General features: G+C 70.5%; 18 protein-coding genes. 11 read left to right on the top strand and 7 right to left on the bottom strand.

Annotated elements, in window-relative coordinates; genetic code table 11:
• Nucleotides 1-7 precede the first annotated feature (7 nt).
• A complete protein-coding gene (locus tag BR31_RS0100175) occupies nucleotides 8-241 on the bottom strand; it encodes a redoxin NrdH (protein WP_027499151.1) in 234 nt (77 codons plus the stop codon).
• Between the two features lie 318 nt (nucleotides 242-559).
• Between BR31_RS0100175 and BR31_RS0100170 the strand changes: the two genes are divergently transcribed.
• Nucleotides 560-1,381, top strand: a complete 822-nt coding sequence (locus tag BR31_RS0100170) for a siderophore-interacting protein (RefSeq protein ID WP_027499150.1) — start codon at nucleotides 560-562, stop codon at nucleotides 1,379-1,381.
• Between the two features lie 20 nt (nucleotides 1,382-1,401).
• Complete coding sequence (locus BR31_RS0100165; protein WP_027499149.1) at nucleotides 1,402-1,689, top strand: hypothetical protein; 288 nt, start codon at nucleotides 1,402-1,404, stop codon at nucleotides 1,687-1,689.
• 81 nt (nucleotides 1,690-1,770) lie between these two features.
• Here the strand turns inward: BR31_RS0100165 and BR31_RS0100160 are convergent, their stop codons facing one another.
• Entirely contained in the window at nucleotides 1,771-2,334 is a 564-nt protein-coding gene (locus BR31_RS0100160) for an NAD(P)H-dependent oxidoreductase (RefSeq protein WP_027499148.1), read from the bottom strand.
• 120 nt (nucleotides 2,335-2,454) lie between these two features.
• Between BR31_RS0100160 and BR31_RS0100155 the strand changes: the two genes are divergently transcribed.
• A complete protein-coding gene (locus BR31_RS0100155) occupies nucleotides 2,455-3,045 on the top strand; it encodes a TetR/AcrR family transcriptional regulator (RefSeq protein ID WP_027499147.1) in 591 nt (196 codons plus the stop codon).
• Between the two features lie 9 nt (nucleotides 3,046-3,054).
• On the top strand, nucleotides 3,055-3,834 hold the full coding sequence (locus BR31_RS0100150; protein WP_027499146.1) for an META domain-containing protein: 780 nt from the start codon (nucleotides 3,055-3,057) through the stop codon (nucleotides 3,832-3,834).
• Between the two features lie 11 nt (nucleotides 3,835-3,845).
• Here BR31_RS0100150 and BR31_RS0100145 read toward each other — a convergent pair whose 3' ends face one another.
• On the bottom strand, nucleotides 3,846-4,400 hold the full coding sequence (locus tag BR31_RS0100145; RefSeq protein ID WP_027499145.1) for a nucleosidase: 555 nt from the start codon (nucleotides 4,398-4,400) through the stop codon (nucleotides 3,846-3,848).
• Between the two features lie 100 nt (nucleotides 4,401-4,500).
• Between BR31_RS0100145 and nadE the strand changes: the two genes are divergently transcribed.
• Entirely contained in the window at nucleotides 4,501-5,340 is an 840-nt protein-coding gene (gene nadE / locus BR31_RS0100140; protein ID WP_027499144.1) for an ammonia-dependent NAD(+) synthetase, read from the top strand.
• A 4-nt stretch (nucleotides 5,341-5,344) separates the two neighbouring features.
• A complete protein-coding gene (locus BR31_RS0100135; protein ID WP_027499143.1) occupies nucleotides 5,345-6,130 on the top strand; it encodes an SDR family oxidoreductase in 786 nt (261 codons plus the stop codon).
• A gap of 14 nt (nucleotides 6,131-6,144) precedes the next feature.
• Here the strand turns inward: BR31_RS0100135 and BR31_RS0100130 are convergent, their stop codons facing one another.
• Complete coding sequence (locus tag BR31_RS0100130; RefSeq protein WP_027499142.1) at nucleotides 6,145-6,399, bottom strand: MoaD/ThiS family protein; 255 nt, start codon at nucleotides 6,397-6,399, stop codon at nucleotides 6,145-6,147.
• Nucleotides 6,392-7,465 (bottom strand): GTP 3',8-cyclase MoaA, encoded by a 1,074-nt coding sequence (gene moaA, locus BR31_RS0100125; protein WP_027499141.1) that lies wholly within the window; start codon nucleotides 7,463-7,465, stop codon nucleotides 6,392-6,394. The genes BR31_RS0100130 and moaA overlap by 8 nt, the downstream gene beginning before the upstream one ends.
• Nucleotides 7,466-7,565: 100 nt before the next feature.
• On the opposite strand from moaA, the gene BR31_RS0100120 reads away from it, so the two are divergent.
• The 4 genes from BR31_RS0100120 (at nucleotide 7,566) to BR31_RS0100105 (ending at nucleotide 12,009) form a co-directional block, all read left to right on the top strand.
• Nucleotides 7,566-8,750 carry a molybdopterin molybdotransferase MoeA gene (locus BR31_RS0100120; protein ID WP_027499140.1) on the top strand — a complete coding sequence of 395 codons (1,185 nt, stop codon included), beginning with the start codon at nucleotides 7,566-7,568 and terminating at the stop codon, nucleotides 8,748-8,750.
• Complete coding sequence (gene moaCB, locus BR31_RS0100115; RefSeq protein WP_037175134.1) at nucleotides 8,747-9,766, top strand: bifunctional molybdenum cofactor biosynthesis protein MoaC/MoaB; 1,020 nt, start codon at nucleotides 8,747-8,749, stop codon at nucleotides 9,764-9,766. The genes BR31_RS0100120 and moaCB overlap by 4 nt, the downstream gene beginning before the upstream one ends.
• A complete protein-coding gene (locus BR31_RS0100110; RefSeq protein ID WP_027499138.1) occupies nucleotides 9,759-10,172 on the top strand; it encodes a molybdenum cofactor biosynthesis protein MoaE in 414 nt (137 codons plus the stop codon). Before moaCB ends, BR31_RS0100110 begins: the two co-directional genes overlap by 8 nt.
• Nucleotides 10,173-10,437: 265 nt before the next feature.
• Nucleotides 10,438-12,009, top strand: coding sequence for a DEAD/DEAH box helicase (locus BR31_RS0100105; protein WP_027499137.1), 1,572 nt, complete (start codon nucleotides 10,438-10,440; stop codon nucleotides 12,007-12,009).
• A gap of 3 nt (nucleotides 12,010-12,012) precedes the next feature.
• Here BR31_RS0100105 and BR31_RS0100100 read toward each other — a convergent pair whose 3' ends face one another.
• A complete protein-coding gene (locus tag BR31_RS0100100; protein ID WP_027499136.1) occupies nucleotides 12,013-13,044 on the bottom strand; it encodes a CobW family GTP-binding protein in 1,032 nt (343 codons plus the stop codon).
• Nucleotides 13,045-13,119: 75 nt separating this feature from the next.
• Nucleotides 13,120-14,277, bottom strand: coding sequence for an N-acetylmuramoyl-L-alanine amidase (locus BR31_RS0100095; protein WP_027499135.1), 1,158 nt, complete (start codon nucleotides 14,275-14,277; stop codon nucleotides 13,120-13,122).
• A 204-nt stretch (nucleotides 14,278-14,481) separates the two neighbouring features.
• On the opposite strand from BR31_RS0100095, the gene murJ reads away from it, so the two are divergent.
• The gene (gene murJ, locus BR31_RS27030; protein ID WP_037175131.1) at nucleotides 14,482-16,068 is read left to right on the top strand and encodes a murein biosynthesis integral membrane protein MurJ; all 1,587 of its coding nucleotides are present in this window, start codon (nucleotides 14,482-14,484) and stop codon (nucleotides 16,066-16,068) included.
• Nucleotides 16,069-16,117 lie beyond the last annotated feature (49 nt).

The following is a 16,117-nucleotide window of genomic DNA, read 5'->3' as shown; positions in this document are numbered from 1 at the left end:
TTGGTCTTCAGGCGGCAGCCGCGATGAGCGACTTGATCCGGTCCGGGCGGAAACCCGACCAGTGGTCCTCGCCTGCCACCACGACGGGGGCCTGCAGGTAACCCAGGGCCATCACGTAGTCGCGGGCCTCCGAGTCCTCGGTGATGTCGATGATGGAGTACTCGATACCGGCCTTGTCGAACGCCCGGTAGGTCGCATTGCACTGAACGCACGCCGGCTTGGTGTAGACGGTGATGCTCATGTAAGTCCCTCTTTCTCTGGCTTACGGAACTGATGGTCAGTGACGCGGAAGATCATGTGGATCCCACCTACTGGACAGCGCTCCGGCCTGTGTTTCTCGACCGTTCCGGCTATGCCCTCTCGGTGTTCTAGACACTACACCTAGTGTCCGACATATCCATAGAACGCGAGATGTTGTGAACCACAACCGTGGAATTCCCAGGTCGTAAGGCATCAGAACACGCCCCCTCGGCGTGTCGCAGGTCACATTTTCGCGGTGTCGTGCGCGGCACTTCACCGATATGCATGCGGGGGCACCCGACCGGCCTAGGGTGAGGCGGTGCCGACCGCCGAGGATCCCCAGTTCCACGCCTCGGTGGTGTCGACCACCCACCTGTCCCCCAGCCTGCGACGGATCCGATTCGGGCTCGCGGACCCCGCCGCGTTCGCCTCCAGCGGCGATCCCGACGAGCGACTGCTCATCGAGTTCGGCGACGACCACCGGCGCAGCTACACCGTGCGCCACTGGGACTCCGGCACCGGCAGCGTCGACATCGACTTCGCGGTGCACGCGGGCGGTCGGGCCGCCGAGTGGGCGCGCGCGGCCGAGCCGGGCGAGCCGGTGCGGCTGTCCCATCCGAAGGGCTGGTACCGGCCGCCAGCGGACGCGCGCTGGCAACTGCTGCTCGCGGACCTCAGCGCGCTACCCGCCGCCGCGCGCATCATCGAGGGCCTGCCACAGGGAACCGGCGTCCACCTGGTCGCCGAGATCCCGGAACCGGCCGACGAGCAGGACTGGGTCACCGACGCGGAGCTGACGGTGACCTGGCTGCACGACACCGGCAACGGCCGGACCCCGAGCGCGCTGCCCGCGTGGCTACGGGCCCACCGGCTCCGGGACGGCCCCGGCTACATCTGGTCGGCGGGCGAGACGGGCGCCTCGCGGCAGATCCGCAGGCACGTCCGCCGCGAACTGGGCTGGACGGCGGAACGATTCGACATCATGGGCTACTGGCAGGCCGACAAGGAACGCTGGCTGGCCCGGTACGCGGAGGTCGAGCCGCAGATCGAGGCGCTCACCATGAGCGAGCTGTCGGCGGGCCGCAGCATCGACGAGGTCCGCGATGCCGTCGACGACGCCCTCGAGCAGGCCGGGCTGTGATCGGCGGTTACGCTGCCGCGGTGAGCATTTCACTGTGCGTCCTGCTGTGGGCCCGTCCCGGCGAAGAGGAAGGTCTCGGCAGGTACGAGGATCGGGTCCTCGAGCTCGTGACCGAGCACGGCGGCCGGGTCCTGCAGCGCGCCCGCACCGACGGCACCGGGGATGAGCCCCTGGAGATCCAGCTGTTCACGTTCGAATCCCAGTCAGCACTGGACGGGTACATGCAGGACGAGCGCCGGCTCGCCCTCGCCGACGAACGCGACCGGGTTGTCGCACGCACCGAGATGATGCGGGTCACGCTCGACTGACCGGCCGCCGCGGCGCCCTCACATGCACCCGCGGCCGGGCGGTGCGCGATGCACCGCCCGGCCGCGAAGGGGAAAGATGCGTCAGGCGTCGACGAGCACCTTGGTCGCGTTCACCAGGTCGGCGACGACCTTGGCGAGCTGCGCCGAGACCTCGGCGTTCTCGCTGGCGTGCTTGTCGCCGAACTTCTCGAAGGCGCCGCCGATGACGAGCGCGGTGTCCTCGACCACCTTGCCGCCCGCGATCCCGACGGCCTTGGTGGTGTCCTCGTGGGCCCACTTCGCGCCGTTGGGGCTCGGGGAGGCGCTGATCACGGCGACCGGCTTGCCCGAGACGGCACCGGAGCCGTAGGGGCGGGAGATCCAGTCGATGGCGTTCTTGAGCACGGCGGGGATGGTGCCGTTGTACTCGGGCGTCACCAGCAGCAGGGCGTCGGCGGCACCGGCGGCCGCGCGCAGGGCCTCCACGCTGTCGATGGTGCCGGGGACGTCGATGTCCTCGTTGTAGAAGGGCACGTCGGCGAGGCCCTCGTACACCGTGACGTTCGCACCCTCGGGCGCGACGGTGACCGCGGTCTCGGCGAGCTGACGGTTGACGGAGGCGGCGCGCAGGCTGCCGACCAGGACGAGAACGTTGGCGTGAGACATGAGGACTTCCTTCGATGATCCAGGGGCGCTTGCCGATCTAGGTATATCAGCTAACCGGACCACGGTCCACTTATATTCCGGGGAGGGTACGATCGCGTCGTGGAGACCACCCCGATCCAGATGGCGGACCAGCCCGAGGCCGAACGGTGCGACGCCGTGCGCAACCGCGCATTGCTGCTGGATGCCGCCGCCGCGCTGGTCGCCGAGCGGGGCGCGGACGCCGTGACGATGGACGCGGTCGCGGCGAAGGCCGGTGTGGGCAAGGGCACAGTGTTCCGGCGGTTCGGCAGCCGGTCCGGTCTGATGCAGGCCCTCCTCGACCACACCGAGCAGGAACTGCAGCACGCCTTCATGTACGGACCGCCACCCCTCGGTCCCGGTGCGGAACCCATCGACCGCCTCGTCGCCTTCGGCCGGGCCCGCATCGCGCTCGTCGACCTCAGCGGCGACACCCTCCGCGCGGTGGAGGACTCCCCCGAACTCCGCTTCGGCAGCGCCCCGCGCCAGGTCAGCCTCACCCACGTGGCGATGCTGCTGCGCGCGGCTGGCACCGAGGGCGACATCCCACTGCTCGCCCACAGCCTGCTCGCTCCCCTCGAGGCCTCACTCGTCATGCACCAGATCCGCACCATGCACATGCCGATCGAGCGGATCGCCGACGCCTGGGAGGATCTGGTCCGACGGGTCACCGAAAGCCCGGCGGGTCACTAGGCTCCGGGCATGCGTCTTCGCCGTGTAGCCGGACTCGCCCTGCTCGCCGCCGCCTTCCTCACCGCATGCAGCGCGGAGAGCACGCCGACGCCGAGCGGTGCGGACCTCCAGGGACGCACCTTCGTCTCCACCGAGGTCGAGGGCACTCCCATTCCCGGCGGCGGGCCGCTCACTGTCGAATTCGTGGGGCAGGACCGGATCTCCATGACCGCGGGCTGCAACCGCGGCAACAGCACCGTCGACCTGTCCGACGGCAAGGTGGTCACCGGCCCCATCGCGACCACCATGATGGCCTGCGTCGGCGACACCGCGGGCGCCGACGAGTGGATGACCTCGCTCTTCGAGGCCGATCCGGCCTGGACCCTCGACGGTGACACCCTCACGCTGTCCACGAGCGACACCTCGGTCACCCTCGTGGACAAGAAGATCGCCACCCCGGACCGTCCGATCACCGGGACCACCTGGGTCGTCGACCAACTGATCAGCCCGACCGCGGTCACCACGTCGGTCGCCCTCGAGACCGCCGCCCCCACCCTGCTGATCGGCGACGACGGTTCGGTCAGCGGATCCACCGGGTGCAACAGGATGACCGGCACCGCCCAGGTTGCGGGAGACACGGTCACCTTCGGCCCGCTCGCGACCACGATGATGGCGTGCGAGCCCGACGTCGCCGAGGTCGAGCGGGCGGTGCTGGGCGTGCTGAACGGCGAGACCACCTTCACCGTCGACGGAGACCGGGCCCGCGTGATGCAGGCGGACGGCGACGGACTCGGCCTGCGCGCCCGGTGACGACGGCGGCGCTACAGGTTCTCGGTCAACCAGTCACCGAGGATCCGGGCGCTCGCGTCCACCTGGGCAGGCCAGTCCATGGCCGACTCGTCCGCACGATCGCTGACGTGCTTGACGATTCGGCAGCCGACGCCCATCCGCGCGCAGGATGCGGCCACCGCGAAGCCCTCCATGTCGACGAGGTCGGCCCTGGTCGCGAGCGCGTCCCGCACCGCAGCATCGGAGATGAACACGTCGCCGGTCGCGAGCACCGAATCGTCCCCGTCGGGGAGCGTGATCCGGTCCGTCACCGGATGTCCGAGCGAGCGCAACACCTCCGCGCTGATGTCGTGATTGAGCACCGCGGACGGCACGAACAGGCCGGCATGGTGCTCGTGCAGCGCCCCCGCGGTGCCGATGTTGACCACCGACGGGCGCTCGTCGGGTCGGTACCGCGCGAGCGCCTCCGTGACCACGACCGCCGCGGCGACCTTGCCGATCCCGGTGACGACCACCTCGAATCCGTCGGGCACGTATGCGGCCTCCCCCTCGGTGGCGGACACGACGAGGAATCTGGGCGCGGTCACGTTGGGCACGCGTGGCACTGTATCTCCCGCCGGATCGCCCGCCGACCGGTCCCCGCGCGCACCCGCGCGCACACCGCCGACCGTCGCTAGAGTGACGCGCATGGCGAATCTCCGTGCGGAAATCCTGCAAGAACTCGGCGCGAAGCCGACGATCGACGCCGAGGGCGAGGTGCGGGCGCGCGTCGACTTCCTCAAGGGCTACCTGCGTTCCACTCCCGCCAAGGGATTCGTGCTCGGGATCAGCGGCGGCCAGGACAGCACCCTGGCGGGCCGGCTGGCGCAGCTGGCCGCCGCCGAACTGCGGGCCGAGGGCCACGACGCCGAGTTCGTCGCGGTCCGACTGCCGTACGGCGTGCAGGCCGACGAGCACGACGCCCAGATCTCGCTCGGGTTCATCAAGCCGGACCGCTCGGTGACCGTCAACATCAAGCCGAGCACGGACGCCGCGGCGGCCGAGAGCGCAGGGGGCCTCGCCGAGATCATCGGGCACGACGGTGAACTGCGGGACTTCGTGCGCGGCAACATCAAGGCCCGCGAGCGGATGGTGATCCAGTACGCCATCGCCGGACAGCTCGGTCACCTGGTGATCGGCACCGACCATGCCGCGGAGGCGATCACCGGTTTCTTCACCAAGTACGGCGACGGCGGTGTCGACCTCACGCCACTGACCGGCCTGAGCAAGCGACAGGGCGCCGCGCTGCTGCAGCATCTCGGCGCGCCCGCCAGCACCTGGGCCAAGGTCCCGACCGCCGACCTCGAGGACCACCGGCCCGCGCTGCCCGACGAGGAGGCACTCGGCCTGCGCTACAGCGAGATCGACGACTACCTCGAGGGCAAGGAGGTGACCGCCGCGGTGGCCGAGAAGCTCGAGGCGATGTACCGGAACACCAGGCACAAGCGCGCGGTGCCCGTGTCGCCGCTCGACGACTGGTGGAAGTGACGCGATGAGCACCGTCCTGGTCGCCGGCGGCACCGGCACCGCTGGCGCGGCGGTGGTCGCCGAACTCCGCGCGCGCGGGCACCGGGTGCTGACCCTGAGCAGGCACTCCCCCGAAGGTCCCGGCGCCGACCACGTCACCGCGGACCTGCTCACCGGCGAGGGACTGGCCGCGGCGCTCGACGGCGTCGACGCGGTGATCTCCGCGGTGAACGGCCAGACCCGAAAGACCAGGCCGGTCTTCACCGAGGGCGCCCGGAACCTGGTGCGCGCCGCCGGGGCGGCCGGTGTGCGGCGAGCGGTGCTGCTGTCGATCGTCGGCGTGGACCGGGTGCGGTTCTCCTACTACGAGGCACTGACCGAGCAGGAGGGCATCTACTCCGCATCCGGCCTCGACGTCCGGATCGTGCGATCGACGCAGTTCCACCAGCTGCTGCGGTCCATCTTCGCCACGACCGCGCGGTTCGGGGTGATCCCGGCGGTCCGCGGCGCCCGCTTCCAGCCGATCGCCCCGACGGACCTGGCCCGGGCCCTTGCGGACGCCGCGCTGACCGAGTCCGCCACCGCTGGTGGCAGGATCGAGGTCGGCGGCCCGGAGGTCCGGACGATGCGTGAGCTGGCCGAGTCCTGGAAGCGCGCGACCGGCAGCCGGGCCCTTGTCCTCCCGGTCCCCATGCCCGGCGCACCCGGGCGATTCCTGCGCGCGGGGTTGAACCTGACGACGGAAAACCGCTACGGCGCTGTCACATTCGACGAGTGGCTGGCCACCGAGGCACCTTCGACGAGTGAATGACCGGCGAGGGCTGATCAGCCGCCCGCGAACGGGGGCAGCACGTCGACGCGCGGCGCGGCCACCAGAGCGAGGTCGCGGGTCAGCTCGTCACCCTGCAGGAACGCGGCGACCGTCAGCACCCGCTCCATCTTGGGACCGTGCCGCTCGACGAGCACGGACCTCAGCGCCCCGAGGTCAGCCCCCTCACCGATCCGCACGGATTCCTCGGTGCACCCTGCCGCTTCCGCCGCGGCAGCGAAGTAGCGCACCAGAATCGCCTGTTCAGCCACCGATCGCCCCCATACTGCGTTGCGGCGGTTCGAAACCCGCCGCGTTGATCCCGTGGCCCGCCCACTTGTTCCACATCGCGCCCCGCCACAACTGCGCGAGGTCCTCGTCACTCGCGCCCGAGCGCAGCCCGGCGCGAAGGTCGATCTCGTCGTCGCTGAACAGGCAGGACCGGACGGTTCCCTCCGCGGTGAGCCTGGTCCGGTCGCAGTCGCCGCAGAAGTTCCTGGTGACCGAGGCGATGATGCCGACCGTGGCAGGCCCGCCGTCCACCAGCCATTCCTCGGCCGGGGCGGAGGGATCGTCCGGGCGTCCCGCCTCGGTCAGCTCGAACCGCTCGCCCAGCACCTCGAGCAGCTGGGTCGCGGCGATCATGGAGTCGCGGGCCCAGGCGTGGTCGGCGTCGAGCGGCATCTCCTCGATGAACCGGAGGTGACAGCCCTCCGCGAGACACCACTCCAGCAGATCGGCCGCGCCGCCGAGGGTCTCGGGCATCAGCACGGCGTTGATCTTCATCGGCGCCAGGCCCGCCGCGGCCGCCGCGCGGATACCGGCCAGCACCGAGGGCAGGCGATCGCGACGCGTGAGTTCGGCGAAGTGTGCCCGGTCGATCGAGTCGAGGGACACGTTCACCCGGGTCAGACCGGCCGCGGCCAGCGCCTCGGCCCGGTGTTCGAGTCCGACCGCGTTGGTGGTCATCGACAGCGGGATGCCCGGCACCGCCGCGGCGCAGCCGGCGATCATCTCCTCGAGGTCGGGGCGCATCAACGGCTCGCCGCCGGTGAACCGGACCTCCCGGACGCCGAGCTCCTCGACCGCGATCCGAACCAGCCGGACGATCTCCTCCGCGGTCAGCAACCGCTCACGCGGGATCGCGGGCAGGCCCTCGGCGGGCATGCAGTAGGTGCAGCGCAGCGAACACTTCTCGGTGATCGACACGCGCAGGTCCCTGGCCACCCGACCGAACCGGTCGACCAGCTCGGGGACGTCGGGACGATCGGCAATCGACGGGTGGCTGTTGCGGACACGCGGAAGCCCCATCTGGACCGCCCTGACGGTCGCAGTCATCGCGTCATCAGCTCTGCCACCCCACCAGTATGCGGCCAACACGGGTTGCTCGTCGCGCCGAGCGCCTGCCTAGGATTGGCCCCATGCCGCAGGAAACGCCATGACCAGCAGATCTGTCGAGGAGCACTCCGCCGAGGTGCAACGCCTCCTCGCGCCGCTGCTGGCACCGACCGTGGAGGACGTCGCCGTCACCGAGGCACTCGGACGGGTGCTCGGCGCCGATGTGCGCTCCCCGCTGGATCTGCCTCTCTTCCGCAACTCTCAGATGGACGGGTTCGCGGTCGCCGCCGCCTCGCTGGCCGCCGTGCCGGTCACCCTGCCGGTGACCGGGACCATCGCGGCGGGTCCCGCCGAGCCGGCCCCGCTCGCTCCCGGCAGCGCGGTCCGGATCATGACCGGGGCCGTGATCCCGGCCGGCGCGGACGCCATCGTCCCGGTCGAGGACACCGACGCCACCGAGGACTCGGTGACGATCCGGGTACCGCGCCGGGCCGGCGAGTACGTCCGGGAGGCGGGCACCGACGTCCGGACGGGCGACCTGCTGCTGGCGGCAGGCACCGCGCTCGGTGCGCGGCACCTGTCCCTGTTCGCGGCGGTCGGCCTCGCCACCGTCCCGGTCCTGCGCCGCCCGCGGGCCGCGGTGATCGCCACCGGCGCCGAACTGGTCCGTGCAGGCGAGCCGCTGCGGCCAGGACAGATCTACGAATCCAACTCGGTGGCGCTCGCTGCGAGCCTGACGGCGAATGGCGCGGACGTGGTGTTCGTGGACCGCAGCGACGACGACCTCGCCGTGTTCGGTGAGATCCTGCACCGCGCAACCGCTTCCGCGGATCTGGTGATCACCTCCGGAGGGGTGTCGATGGGCGACTTCGAGGTGGTGCGCGAGGTGCTCACCCCGCTGGGCGGCTGGTTCGGGCACACCACCATGCAGCCGGGCGGGCCACAGGGCGTTGCCGAGATCGACGGCGTCCCGGTGCTGAACTTTCCTGGGAACCCGGTCAGCACGATGGTCTCCTTCGAGGTGTTCGTGCGGCCGCTGCTGCGCCGGGCCGCGGGCCTGCCCGCCATCCCCCGTGAGGAACTCGTGCTGGCCGAGCCGATCACCTCGATTCCTGGCAGGCGACAGTTCCTGCGCGGCAGACGGGTCGACGGCGGCGTCGCCCTCGAGTCCGGGCCGGGTTCACACCTGGTCGGGGCCCTGGCCCGCGCGGACGTCCTGATCGACATCCCCGAGAATGTGACGACAATGAAGGCGGGAGACAACGTGCGGGTGTGGCCACTGTGAACGACGAACCGACGACGAACGAGTTGACTCATCTCGACGGCGAGGGCCGCGCGCGCATGGTCGACGTCAGCGCGAAGGCGACCACCACCCGCATCGCGGTGGCGGGCGGGGAACTGCAGACCACCGCCGAGGTGATCGCCCTTGTCCGCGCCGACGGCATGCCGAAGGCTGACGTGCTCGCGACCGCCAGGATCGCGGGCATCGCAGGCGCCAAGCGCACCTCCGAGCTGATCCCGCTGTGCCATCAGCTCTCGCTGTCCTCGGTGAAGATCGAGTTCGGGTTCACCGAGACCACCATCACGGTCGAGGCCACCGCCAAGACCACCGGCCAGACCGGCGTCGAGATGGAGGCGCTGACCGCGGTCGCCGTGGCCGGGCTGACGCTGCACGACATGGTCAAGGCCGTCGACCCGGCCGCCACCATGAACGGCGTGCGGTTGCTGACCAAGGAGGGAGGCAAGCGCGGGCACTGGGTTCGTCCCGATGACGTCGAAGCGGAGACCAACACCGAGACCGAGGCCGAAACCGCCACGGCCGGAACGCGATCCGCCGTCGTCCTGGTTGCCTCTACCGGGGGCGCCCACGGCACGCGGGAGGACACCACCGGACCCGTCATCGCGGAATGGCTGACCGCGCAGGGCCTCTCGGTGCGCGGGCCCCTGGTGTACGCCGACGCCGACATCGCCACCGGGCTGGCCGATGCGCTCACCGGTGCACCCGCCCTCGTGGTGACCACCGGCGGAACGGGTGCGTCCCCCACCGACCAGACCCCGGAGGCCACCCGCGCCGTGCTGGACCGGGAGCTGCCCGGTCTCGCGGAGGCCATGCGCCGCAAGGGGTCCGAGAAGACCCCGCATGCCTCGCTCAGCCGCGGACTGGCGGGGTTGTCCGGCCGCACCGTGGTGGTCAACCTGCCGGGCTCTCCCGGTGGTGTCCGCGACGGCATGTCGGTACTCGAACCGATCCTCGAGCACCTGCTGGCGCAGGTCGCAGGCGGAGGGATGCACGATGCGTGAGCTTCTCGCTCTGATCTCGACCGAACCCATCGACCAGGCCGCGGTGGACGCGGCGGTCGCGGGCCCCGAGCACGGCGCGGTGGTGCTGTTCAGCGGTGTGGTGCGCAACCACGATGGCGGACAGTCGGTCTCGGCACTGGAGTATCAGGCGCACCCGGACGCCCAGCTCTTCCTGCGCGAGTGCTGCGAGCAGGTGTCCGCCGAGACCGGGCTCCCGGTCGCGGCCGTGCACCGGGTGGGGCCCCTGGTCGTCGGGGACCTGGCGCTGGTCGCCGCGGTCGCGGCGCCGCACCGTGCGGAGGCCTTCGCGGCGTGTTCGGCGCTGGTCGAACGCATCAAGGCCGAGGTGCCGATCTGGAAGCGGCAGCACTTCGCGGACGGCGTCACGGAGTGGGTGGGTCTGTAGCCGGGTGTGACGCAGCCGACGATCGGCGCGGTCCGATCGTCGGCTATCCTTGGTGACACCTGGCGCGGCTGTATGCGCGCCAAACGTCGTGGAACGCTTCCTCAACGAACTCGTTGATCGGTGCACCCCAGCACGAGCTCTTCTTACGGCGATCGATTTTGCCCACCGGCAATCTCGCCAACTTGTGCTGACAGACGTGTGGATCCGCTCGATTCCCCCGTGCGTCGAACAGTGCAACCCGATGCCTGAAAGGCACTCGACCCACATGACGAAATCCTTTGCTGACCTCGGCGTGCGCGAACCCCTCGTGAGGGCGCTCGCCGACGGCGGCATCACCTCCCCCTTCCCGATCCAGGTCGACACCCTGCCGGACACCCTGGCAGGCCGCGACGTGCTCGGGCGAGGCAAGACCGGCAGCGGCAAGACCCTCGCCTTCTCCATCCCGATGGTCGCCCGCCTTGCCGGCGACCTGGCTGGCGGCAAGCGTCGCCCCGGTCGCCCGCTCGGGCTCGTCCTTGCCCCGACCCGCGAGCTCGCCACCCAGATCACCGCGACGCTCGAGCCCCTCGCCAACGCCTACGACCTGCGCGTCACCACCATCTTCGGCGGCGTCTCGCAGCACCGTCAGGTGCAGGCCCTCAAGGCGGGCGTCGACATCGTCGTGGCGTGCCCCGGTCGCCTCGAGGACCTGATGAAGCAGAAGTTCGTCTCCCTCGACGCCGTGGAGATCACCGTCCTCGACGAGGCCGATCACATGGCGGACCTGGGCTTCCTGCCCGTCGTGACGCGGATCCTCGCGGCCACCCCGACGCAGGGCCAGCGGCTGCTGTTCTCCGCGACCCTCGACAACGGCGTGGACAAGCTGGTCAAGCGCTTCCTGCACAACGAGGTGCTGCACTCGGTGGACGAGGCCAACTCGCCCGTCGCCGCGATGACGCACCACGTGTTCGACGTGCACGGCGTCGAGGCCAAGAAGGACCTCGTGCACAAGCTGGCCTCCGGCACCGGCCGCCGGATCCTGTTCATGCGCACCAAGCACCAGGCCCGCAAGCTGGCCCGTCAGCTCACCGAGGCCGGTATCCCCTCGGTGGACCTGCACGGCAACCTGTCGCAGGCCGCGCGCGACCGCAACCTGGCCGCGTTCTCCGCCGGTGAGGCGCGCGTGCTGGTCGCGACCGACGTCGCGGCGCGCGGCGTGCACGTCGACGACGTGGAGCTGGTCGTGCACGTGGACCCGCCCGCCGAACACAAGGCGTACCTGCACCGTTCCGGCCGCACCGCACGCGCGGGCAGCGCGGGCGACGTGGTGACGGTGGTGCTGCCCGAGCAGCGCAAGGACCTCGCCATCCTCATGCGCAAGGCGGCTATCAAGGTGACCCCGCAGCAGGTGACCGCGGATTCCGACCCGGTCACCGCGCTGGTCGGTGAGATCGCGCCGCATGTCATCCCGGCACCCAAGCCCGCCACCCAGCCGCAGGGCCAGGGCGGCGGCGGCGGCGGCCGTCGTGGCGGTGGCGGCGGCGGTCAGCGTCGCGGCGGTGCCCAGGGCGGCGCTCGCAGCGGCGGCGGCCAGGGCGGCACCCGCGGCGGCGGCGGCCAGGGCGGCACCCGCGGCGGCGGAGCGCAGGGCGGCGGCCGTGGCCGTGGGCAGTCCGGTTCCGCGGCAGGCCGCGGCGGCGAGGGTGCCACCGCCGGCGGCGGTCGGGGCTCGGGCGGCCGTGGACGCGGCCAGGGTTCGGGTCAGCCCACGGTGATGTACAGCAGCGAGACGCCGGGGTCCGGTGGCTCGCAGGGCGGCGGCAGCAATCAGCGCCGCAGGCGTGCAACGCGTCCCTAGGTTCTAGTTCTCCACCACGTAGCGGTGCACGCCGGTCATGGCCTCTGCACCGCTTTCGTGTATCCGGACGCAGTCGTCCATGCGGCGCGCAAGCGCATCCGGGTCGAGCCCGGCACCGATCAGCACCAGCTCGGTGACGCGAGCCGCTCGCCTGCCCCACGGACCCGTCTCGAACCGGATCTGCCTGCCGACGGTCTGCAGGGTGTACCGCTGGGTGTGTCCCGGAATGCCGAAGTACACAAAGCCTTTGACTCGGTACAGGCCGGGTGGCGGGTCCTCCAGCAGACGGATCAGGGCCCGCGGGTCCATCGGCTGCGCGCTGGTGAACGTCACGGCCTCGTAGCGGTCGTGCAGGTGTTCGTGCCCCCCGCAGTCGTGGTCGTGCGGATCGGCGAGCAATTCGTCGAGACTGAGCTGACGCGGGCCCTCGTCGACCCTGGTCACCTCGTCGAAGAGCAACCTCGGGTCGATGCGGCCGTGCGCGGTCGGCAGCACCGGCGACCGGCCGCCGAGCTCCTCGACGCGGGCCAGCACCGATCGCAGGTCGGGCTCGGCGATCCGGTCGGTCTTGTTGAGCACCAACAGATCCGCCATCCGCACGTGCAGATCCAGCTCGGGGTTGGCCGCCCTGGTGTCCTCGAACTCCACGGCGTCGACCAGCACCACCAGCCCGCCGTAGACGATTCGCGGATTCTCACTGCCGAGCACCAGACGGACCATGTTCCGCGGCTCCGCCAGCCCGCTGGCCTCGACGACGATCACGTCGATGTCCGAGCGGGGGTGAGCCAGCCGGTCGAGCATCGAGTCCATCTCGCTCACGTCCACCGCGCAGCACAGGCAGCCGTTGCTCAGCGAGACCATCGAATCGACCTGTCCCGCCACCATCATCGAGTCGATGTTGACGGCGCCGAAATCGTTGACGATGACGCCGATCCGCACGCCGCGGTTGTTGCGCAGCAGGTGGTTGAGCAGGGTGGTCTTGCCCGCGCCGAGGAATCCCGCGACAAGGACCACCGGTATCGCCCGCTTTGCCACCGCACCACCTCCCGTTTCGACCGGCCACCCATCTTAGGTCGGTCGAAACAGGCTGGGATGCGGCCCTGTCTGGGGTCAGCGCGTGGCGCCCTGCGCCGTCAACGTCTCGAGCAGCCCGCTCAGCAGCTTCGAGACCAGCCCCAGGTTCTCGTCGGTGGCCAGTCCGGAGAAGCCGCCGAGGCCCAGCTGTTCGAGCAGCGGCTGCAGCATCACGAGCACCTGGCTGAGACCGCCGTCCGCCGGAGCGGCCTTCTCGGTCGCCGTCGTGCTCGGCCGTGCGGGCTTCGTCGTGGTCGTGGTCGTGGTCGTGGTGGAGGGCGTCGCCTGCTCGTCGGCCGTCGCGGTCGTGGAGGGCGCGGCGGTCGTCGTGGAGGGCGCAGCGGTCGTGGTGGGCGCAGCGGTCGTGGTGGTGGTGGTTCCCGTCGCGGGTGTCGAGGCGACCGTCGCGGCGTCCATCAGGAAGTTGACGGCGCCGGTGGTGATCGCGATCGCGTGCTTGAGCCTGCCGTCGAGGCTGTCGAGGACGGCCGAATCCTCCGGATTGGACCCGTTGCCCATCTCGACGAAGACCAGCGGGACGGTGGTCAGCGCGGGGCCTGCCACATCGCTGCGGGTCTGCAGTCCTTCGACGACCCCGGCGTAGTTCGCGGGCGTGAAGCCGTTCTTGACGTAGACGTCGCGCATCGCGCGCGAGGCCTCGAGGCCCTTGCCGGACTGCGCCTTGTCGACGGCGGGGTCGGGCACCGGCAGCTCCGGGATGATCATGTGGAACCCGTGTCGCGTCGCGTCCGCCTCCGCGGTGGTGGAGTCCGCGTGAATGCTGATGGCCAGGTCCGCGCCCGACTCGTTCGCCGCCCTGGCGCGCTCGTCCACGCAACCGCCCCAGCCGGAGTCGTCCTGACGGCTGAGCACGACCTTCGCGCCCAGGGTCTCCAGGCTCGTCTTCACCAGCTGCGAGACGTCCCAGTTGATCGTGTGCTCGGCGAGACCACCCTGGCTGGTCATGCCGGTGGTCTGGCAGTCCTTCTTGCCCCCGCGGCCGTCGTCGACCTGCCTGGCGAGGTTCTCGGTGTGAGCGGTGCCCTGGTGGCCGGGGTCGAGGAAGACCGTCTTGCCGGTCAGCGGGGTCTCGGCGGCGGTGTCGGCCGCGGGTTCGGCCAACGCCGCCGCGGGCAGCACCATCGCGGTCAGGGTCGCGGCGGCCAGCCCGGCCATCATCGTGGTCATCTTCATCTTCGGGATGGGCGCCGGATGCGGGGTGATCCGCCGGCGCCGCTCTCCTTCCACACAGGTAACACCAGTCACTCAGGTCACATTCGGCACCAAGTGAATCAGATGTCTCGCCGGCAGGCGAGCATCCGCGACAACCGTTGGGTTTCCGTGACCTGGCGCCTGGTATCCCCGAGTGCGGGCCATGCGGTGGGGCACCATGGTGGCGTGGGGGACATTCAGAGCACGCTGGCGCGCTCGACGGGCGCCGTCGCCACCGCGACCGTGGCAAGCCGAGCGACAGGCTTCATCCGCACCCTGGCGCTGGCAGCCGTGCTGGGCACCGCCGTGGTGGGCGACGCGTACAACGGGGCGAACAGCCTGCCCAACATGGTCTACGAGCTCCTGCTCGGAGGGGTGATGAGCAGCGTGTTCGTGCCGGCGCTGGCGCGAGCCCGGTTGCGAGGGCGCGCTCATTCGCGCGTGTTCACCCAGCGGTTGCTGCTGGCCACGATCATCGGCGCCGCCGCGGCGACGGTGACCGCGGTGCTGTGCGCCCCTCTGCTGGTCGCGGCGCTGGTATCGGATTCTGACCAATCGCAGTTGACGACCGTGCTGGCGTATCTGCTGTTTCCGGAGATCTTCTTCTACGCTCTCGCGGCGACGGTGACCGCGATCCTGAACGTCCGCGACAGTTACGCGCCTGCGGCCTGGGCGCCGGTCCTCAACAACCTGATGGTGCTCGCCACGGTCGGCGTCTTCGTGCTGATGCCCGGTCCGGTGACGTTGACACCGTCGGCCATGACCACCGCCCAGGTCCTCGTGCTCGGCATCGGCACCACCGCAGGAATCGTCGGGCAGGCCGCGTGGACGGTCGTGGCGCTGCGCCGGACCGGATTCCGGTGGAGTTGGCGGGTGCGGCCCGTGCCGTACACGTGGCGTCCAGTACGGATCGGGGTCGGCCTGCTCGGCTGGATCGTGTTGTACGTCGCGATAAGCCAGGTCGGTGTGGCGTTCGTGCTGCGGGTGGCCTTCGATCACGGCGGCGTCTCCACCTACACCTACGCAGACCTGTTGTTCCAGGTCCCGTACGGAATCCTCGGGGTATCCCTGCTGACCGTGCTCACGCCGCGCATCGCCCGCGCGGTCGCCGACAACGACCGCGCGGCCCTGATCGCCGACATGGGCCGCGCCGCCAGGTACTCGGTGGTCGCGCTGGTCCCCGCAGGCGTCGCGATGACCCTGCTCGGACCGATGCTGACCACGGTGATGTTCATCGGTCGCGTCGACGTCGACGCCGCGCGGCTCATCGGCACCTCGCTGGCGCTGTCGGCGTTCGGCCTCGCGCCGTTCGCTCTCGTCATGCTCCAGCTCCGTGTCTTCTACGCGGGCAACGACATGCGGACACCGGCGCTGATCAACGTCGCGATGGTGGCGACGAAGATCACCGTCGTCGCACTGGGCGCGGCCACCCTCCCGAGTCAGGCTGTCGTGGTGATGCTGCCGGTCGCGAGTTCCCTGTCGTATCTCGTCGGCGCCGTGTGTGGGCACTGGGCGCTGCGTCGCCGCTACGGGCTGCTCGGCTTCCTCGCCGTGCTCGAGACGTTCACCCGGGTGCTGTGGGCATCGGTCGTCGCGGGACTGTTCTGTGTCGCGTCCGTCGGGCTTTCCCACCGGTTCATCGACAACCCCCGCGGAGCCGCGGCGATCACGCTGCTGGCCGCCACGGCCTTCGCCGTGCCCGCCTTCCTGCTCGCCGCCAAGACGATCGGCGTGCCGGAGGTACGCAACGCCAGGGCGCTCCTGCTCGGCTGAACAACGACAAAACCCTCACCTCGCGGTTCGCGAGATGAGGGTTTCGTTG

The organism is Rhodococcus sp. UNC363MFTsu5.1, from assembly GCF_000686785.1.
Taxonomy (GTDB): domain Bacteria; phylum Actinomycetota; class Actinomycetes; order Mycobacteriales; family Mycobacteriaceae; genus Rhodococcus_G; species Rhodococcus_G maanshanensis.
The sequence above is the reverse complement of the archived record's forward strand: the minus strand, read 5'-3'. Positions and strand labels throughout refer to the sequence as shown.

Excerpts from the sequence above, each read along its gene's own strand:
- BR31_RS0100175 (WP_027499151.1), bottom strand. The coding sequence starts at position 241 with ATGAGCATCACCGTCTACACCAAGCCGGCGTGCGTTCAGTGCAATGCG.
- BR31_RS0100160 (WP_027499148.1), bottom strand. The coding sequence starts at position 2,334 with ATGTCTCACGCCAACGTTCTCGTCCTGGTCGGCAGCCTGCGCGCCGCC.
- BR31_RS0100155 (WP_027499147.1), top strand. The coding sequence starts at position 2,455 with ATGGCGGACCAGCCCGAGGCCGAACGGTGCGACGCCGTGCGCAACCGC.
- BR31_RS0100150 (WP_027499146.1), top strand. The coding sequence starts at position 3,055 with ATGCGTCTTCGCCGTGTAGCCGGACTCGCCCTGCTCGCCGCCGCCTTC.
- nadE (WP_027499144.1), top strand. The coding sequence starts at position 4,501 with ATGGCGAATCTCCGTGCGGAAATCCTGCAAGAACTCGGCGCGAAGCCG.
- BR31_RS0100135 (WP_027499143.1), top strand. The coding sequence starts at position 5,345 with ATGAGCACCGTCCTGGTCGCCGGCGGCACCGGCACCGCTGGCGCGGCG.
- moaA (WP_027499141.1), bottom strand. The coding sequence starts at position 7,465 with ATGACTGCGACCGTCAGGGCGGTCCAGATGGGGCTTCCGCGTGTCCGC.
- BR31_RS0100120 (WP_027499140.1), top strand. The coding sequence starts at position 7,566 with ATGACCAGCAGATCTGTCGAGGAGCACTCCGCCGAGGTGCAACGCCTC.
- BR31_RS0100110 (WP_027499138.1), top strand. The coding sequence starts at position 9,759 with ATGCGTGAGCTTCTCGCTCTGATCTCGACCGAACCCATCGACCAGGCC.
- BR31_RS0100105 (WP_027499137.1), top strand. The coding sequence starts at position 10,438 with ATGACGAAATCCTTTGCTGACCTCGGCGTGCGCGAACCCCTCGTGAGG.
- BR31_RS0100095 (WP_027499135.1), bottom strand. The coding sequence starts at position 14,277 with ATGAAGATGACCACGATGATGGCCGGGCTGGCCGCCGCGACCCTGACC.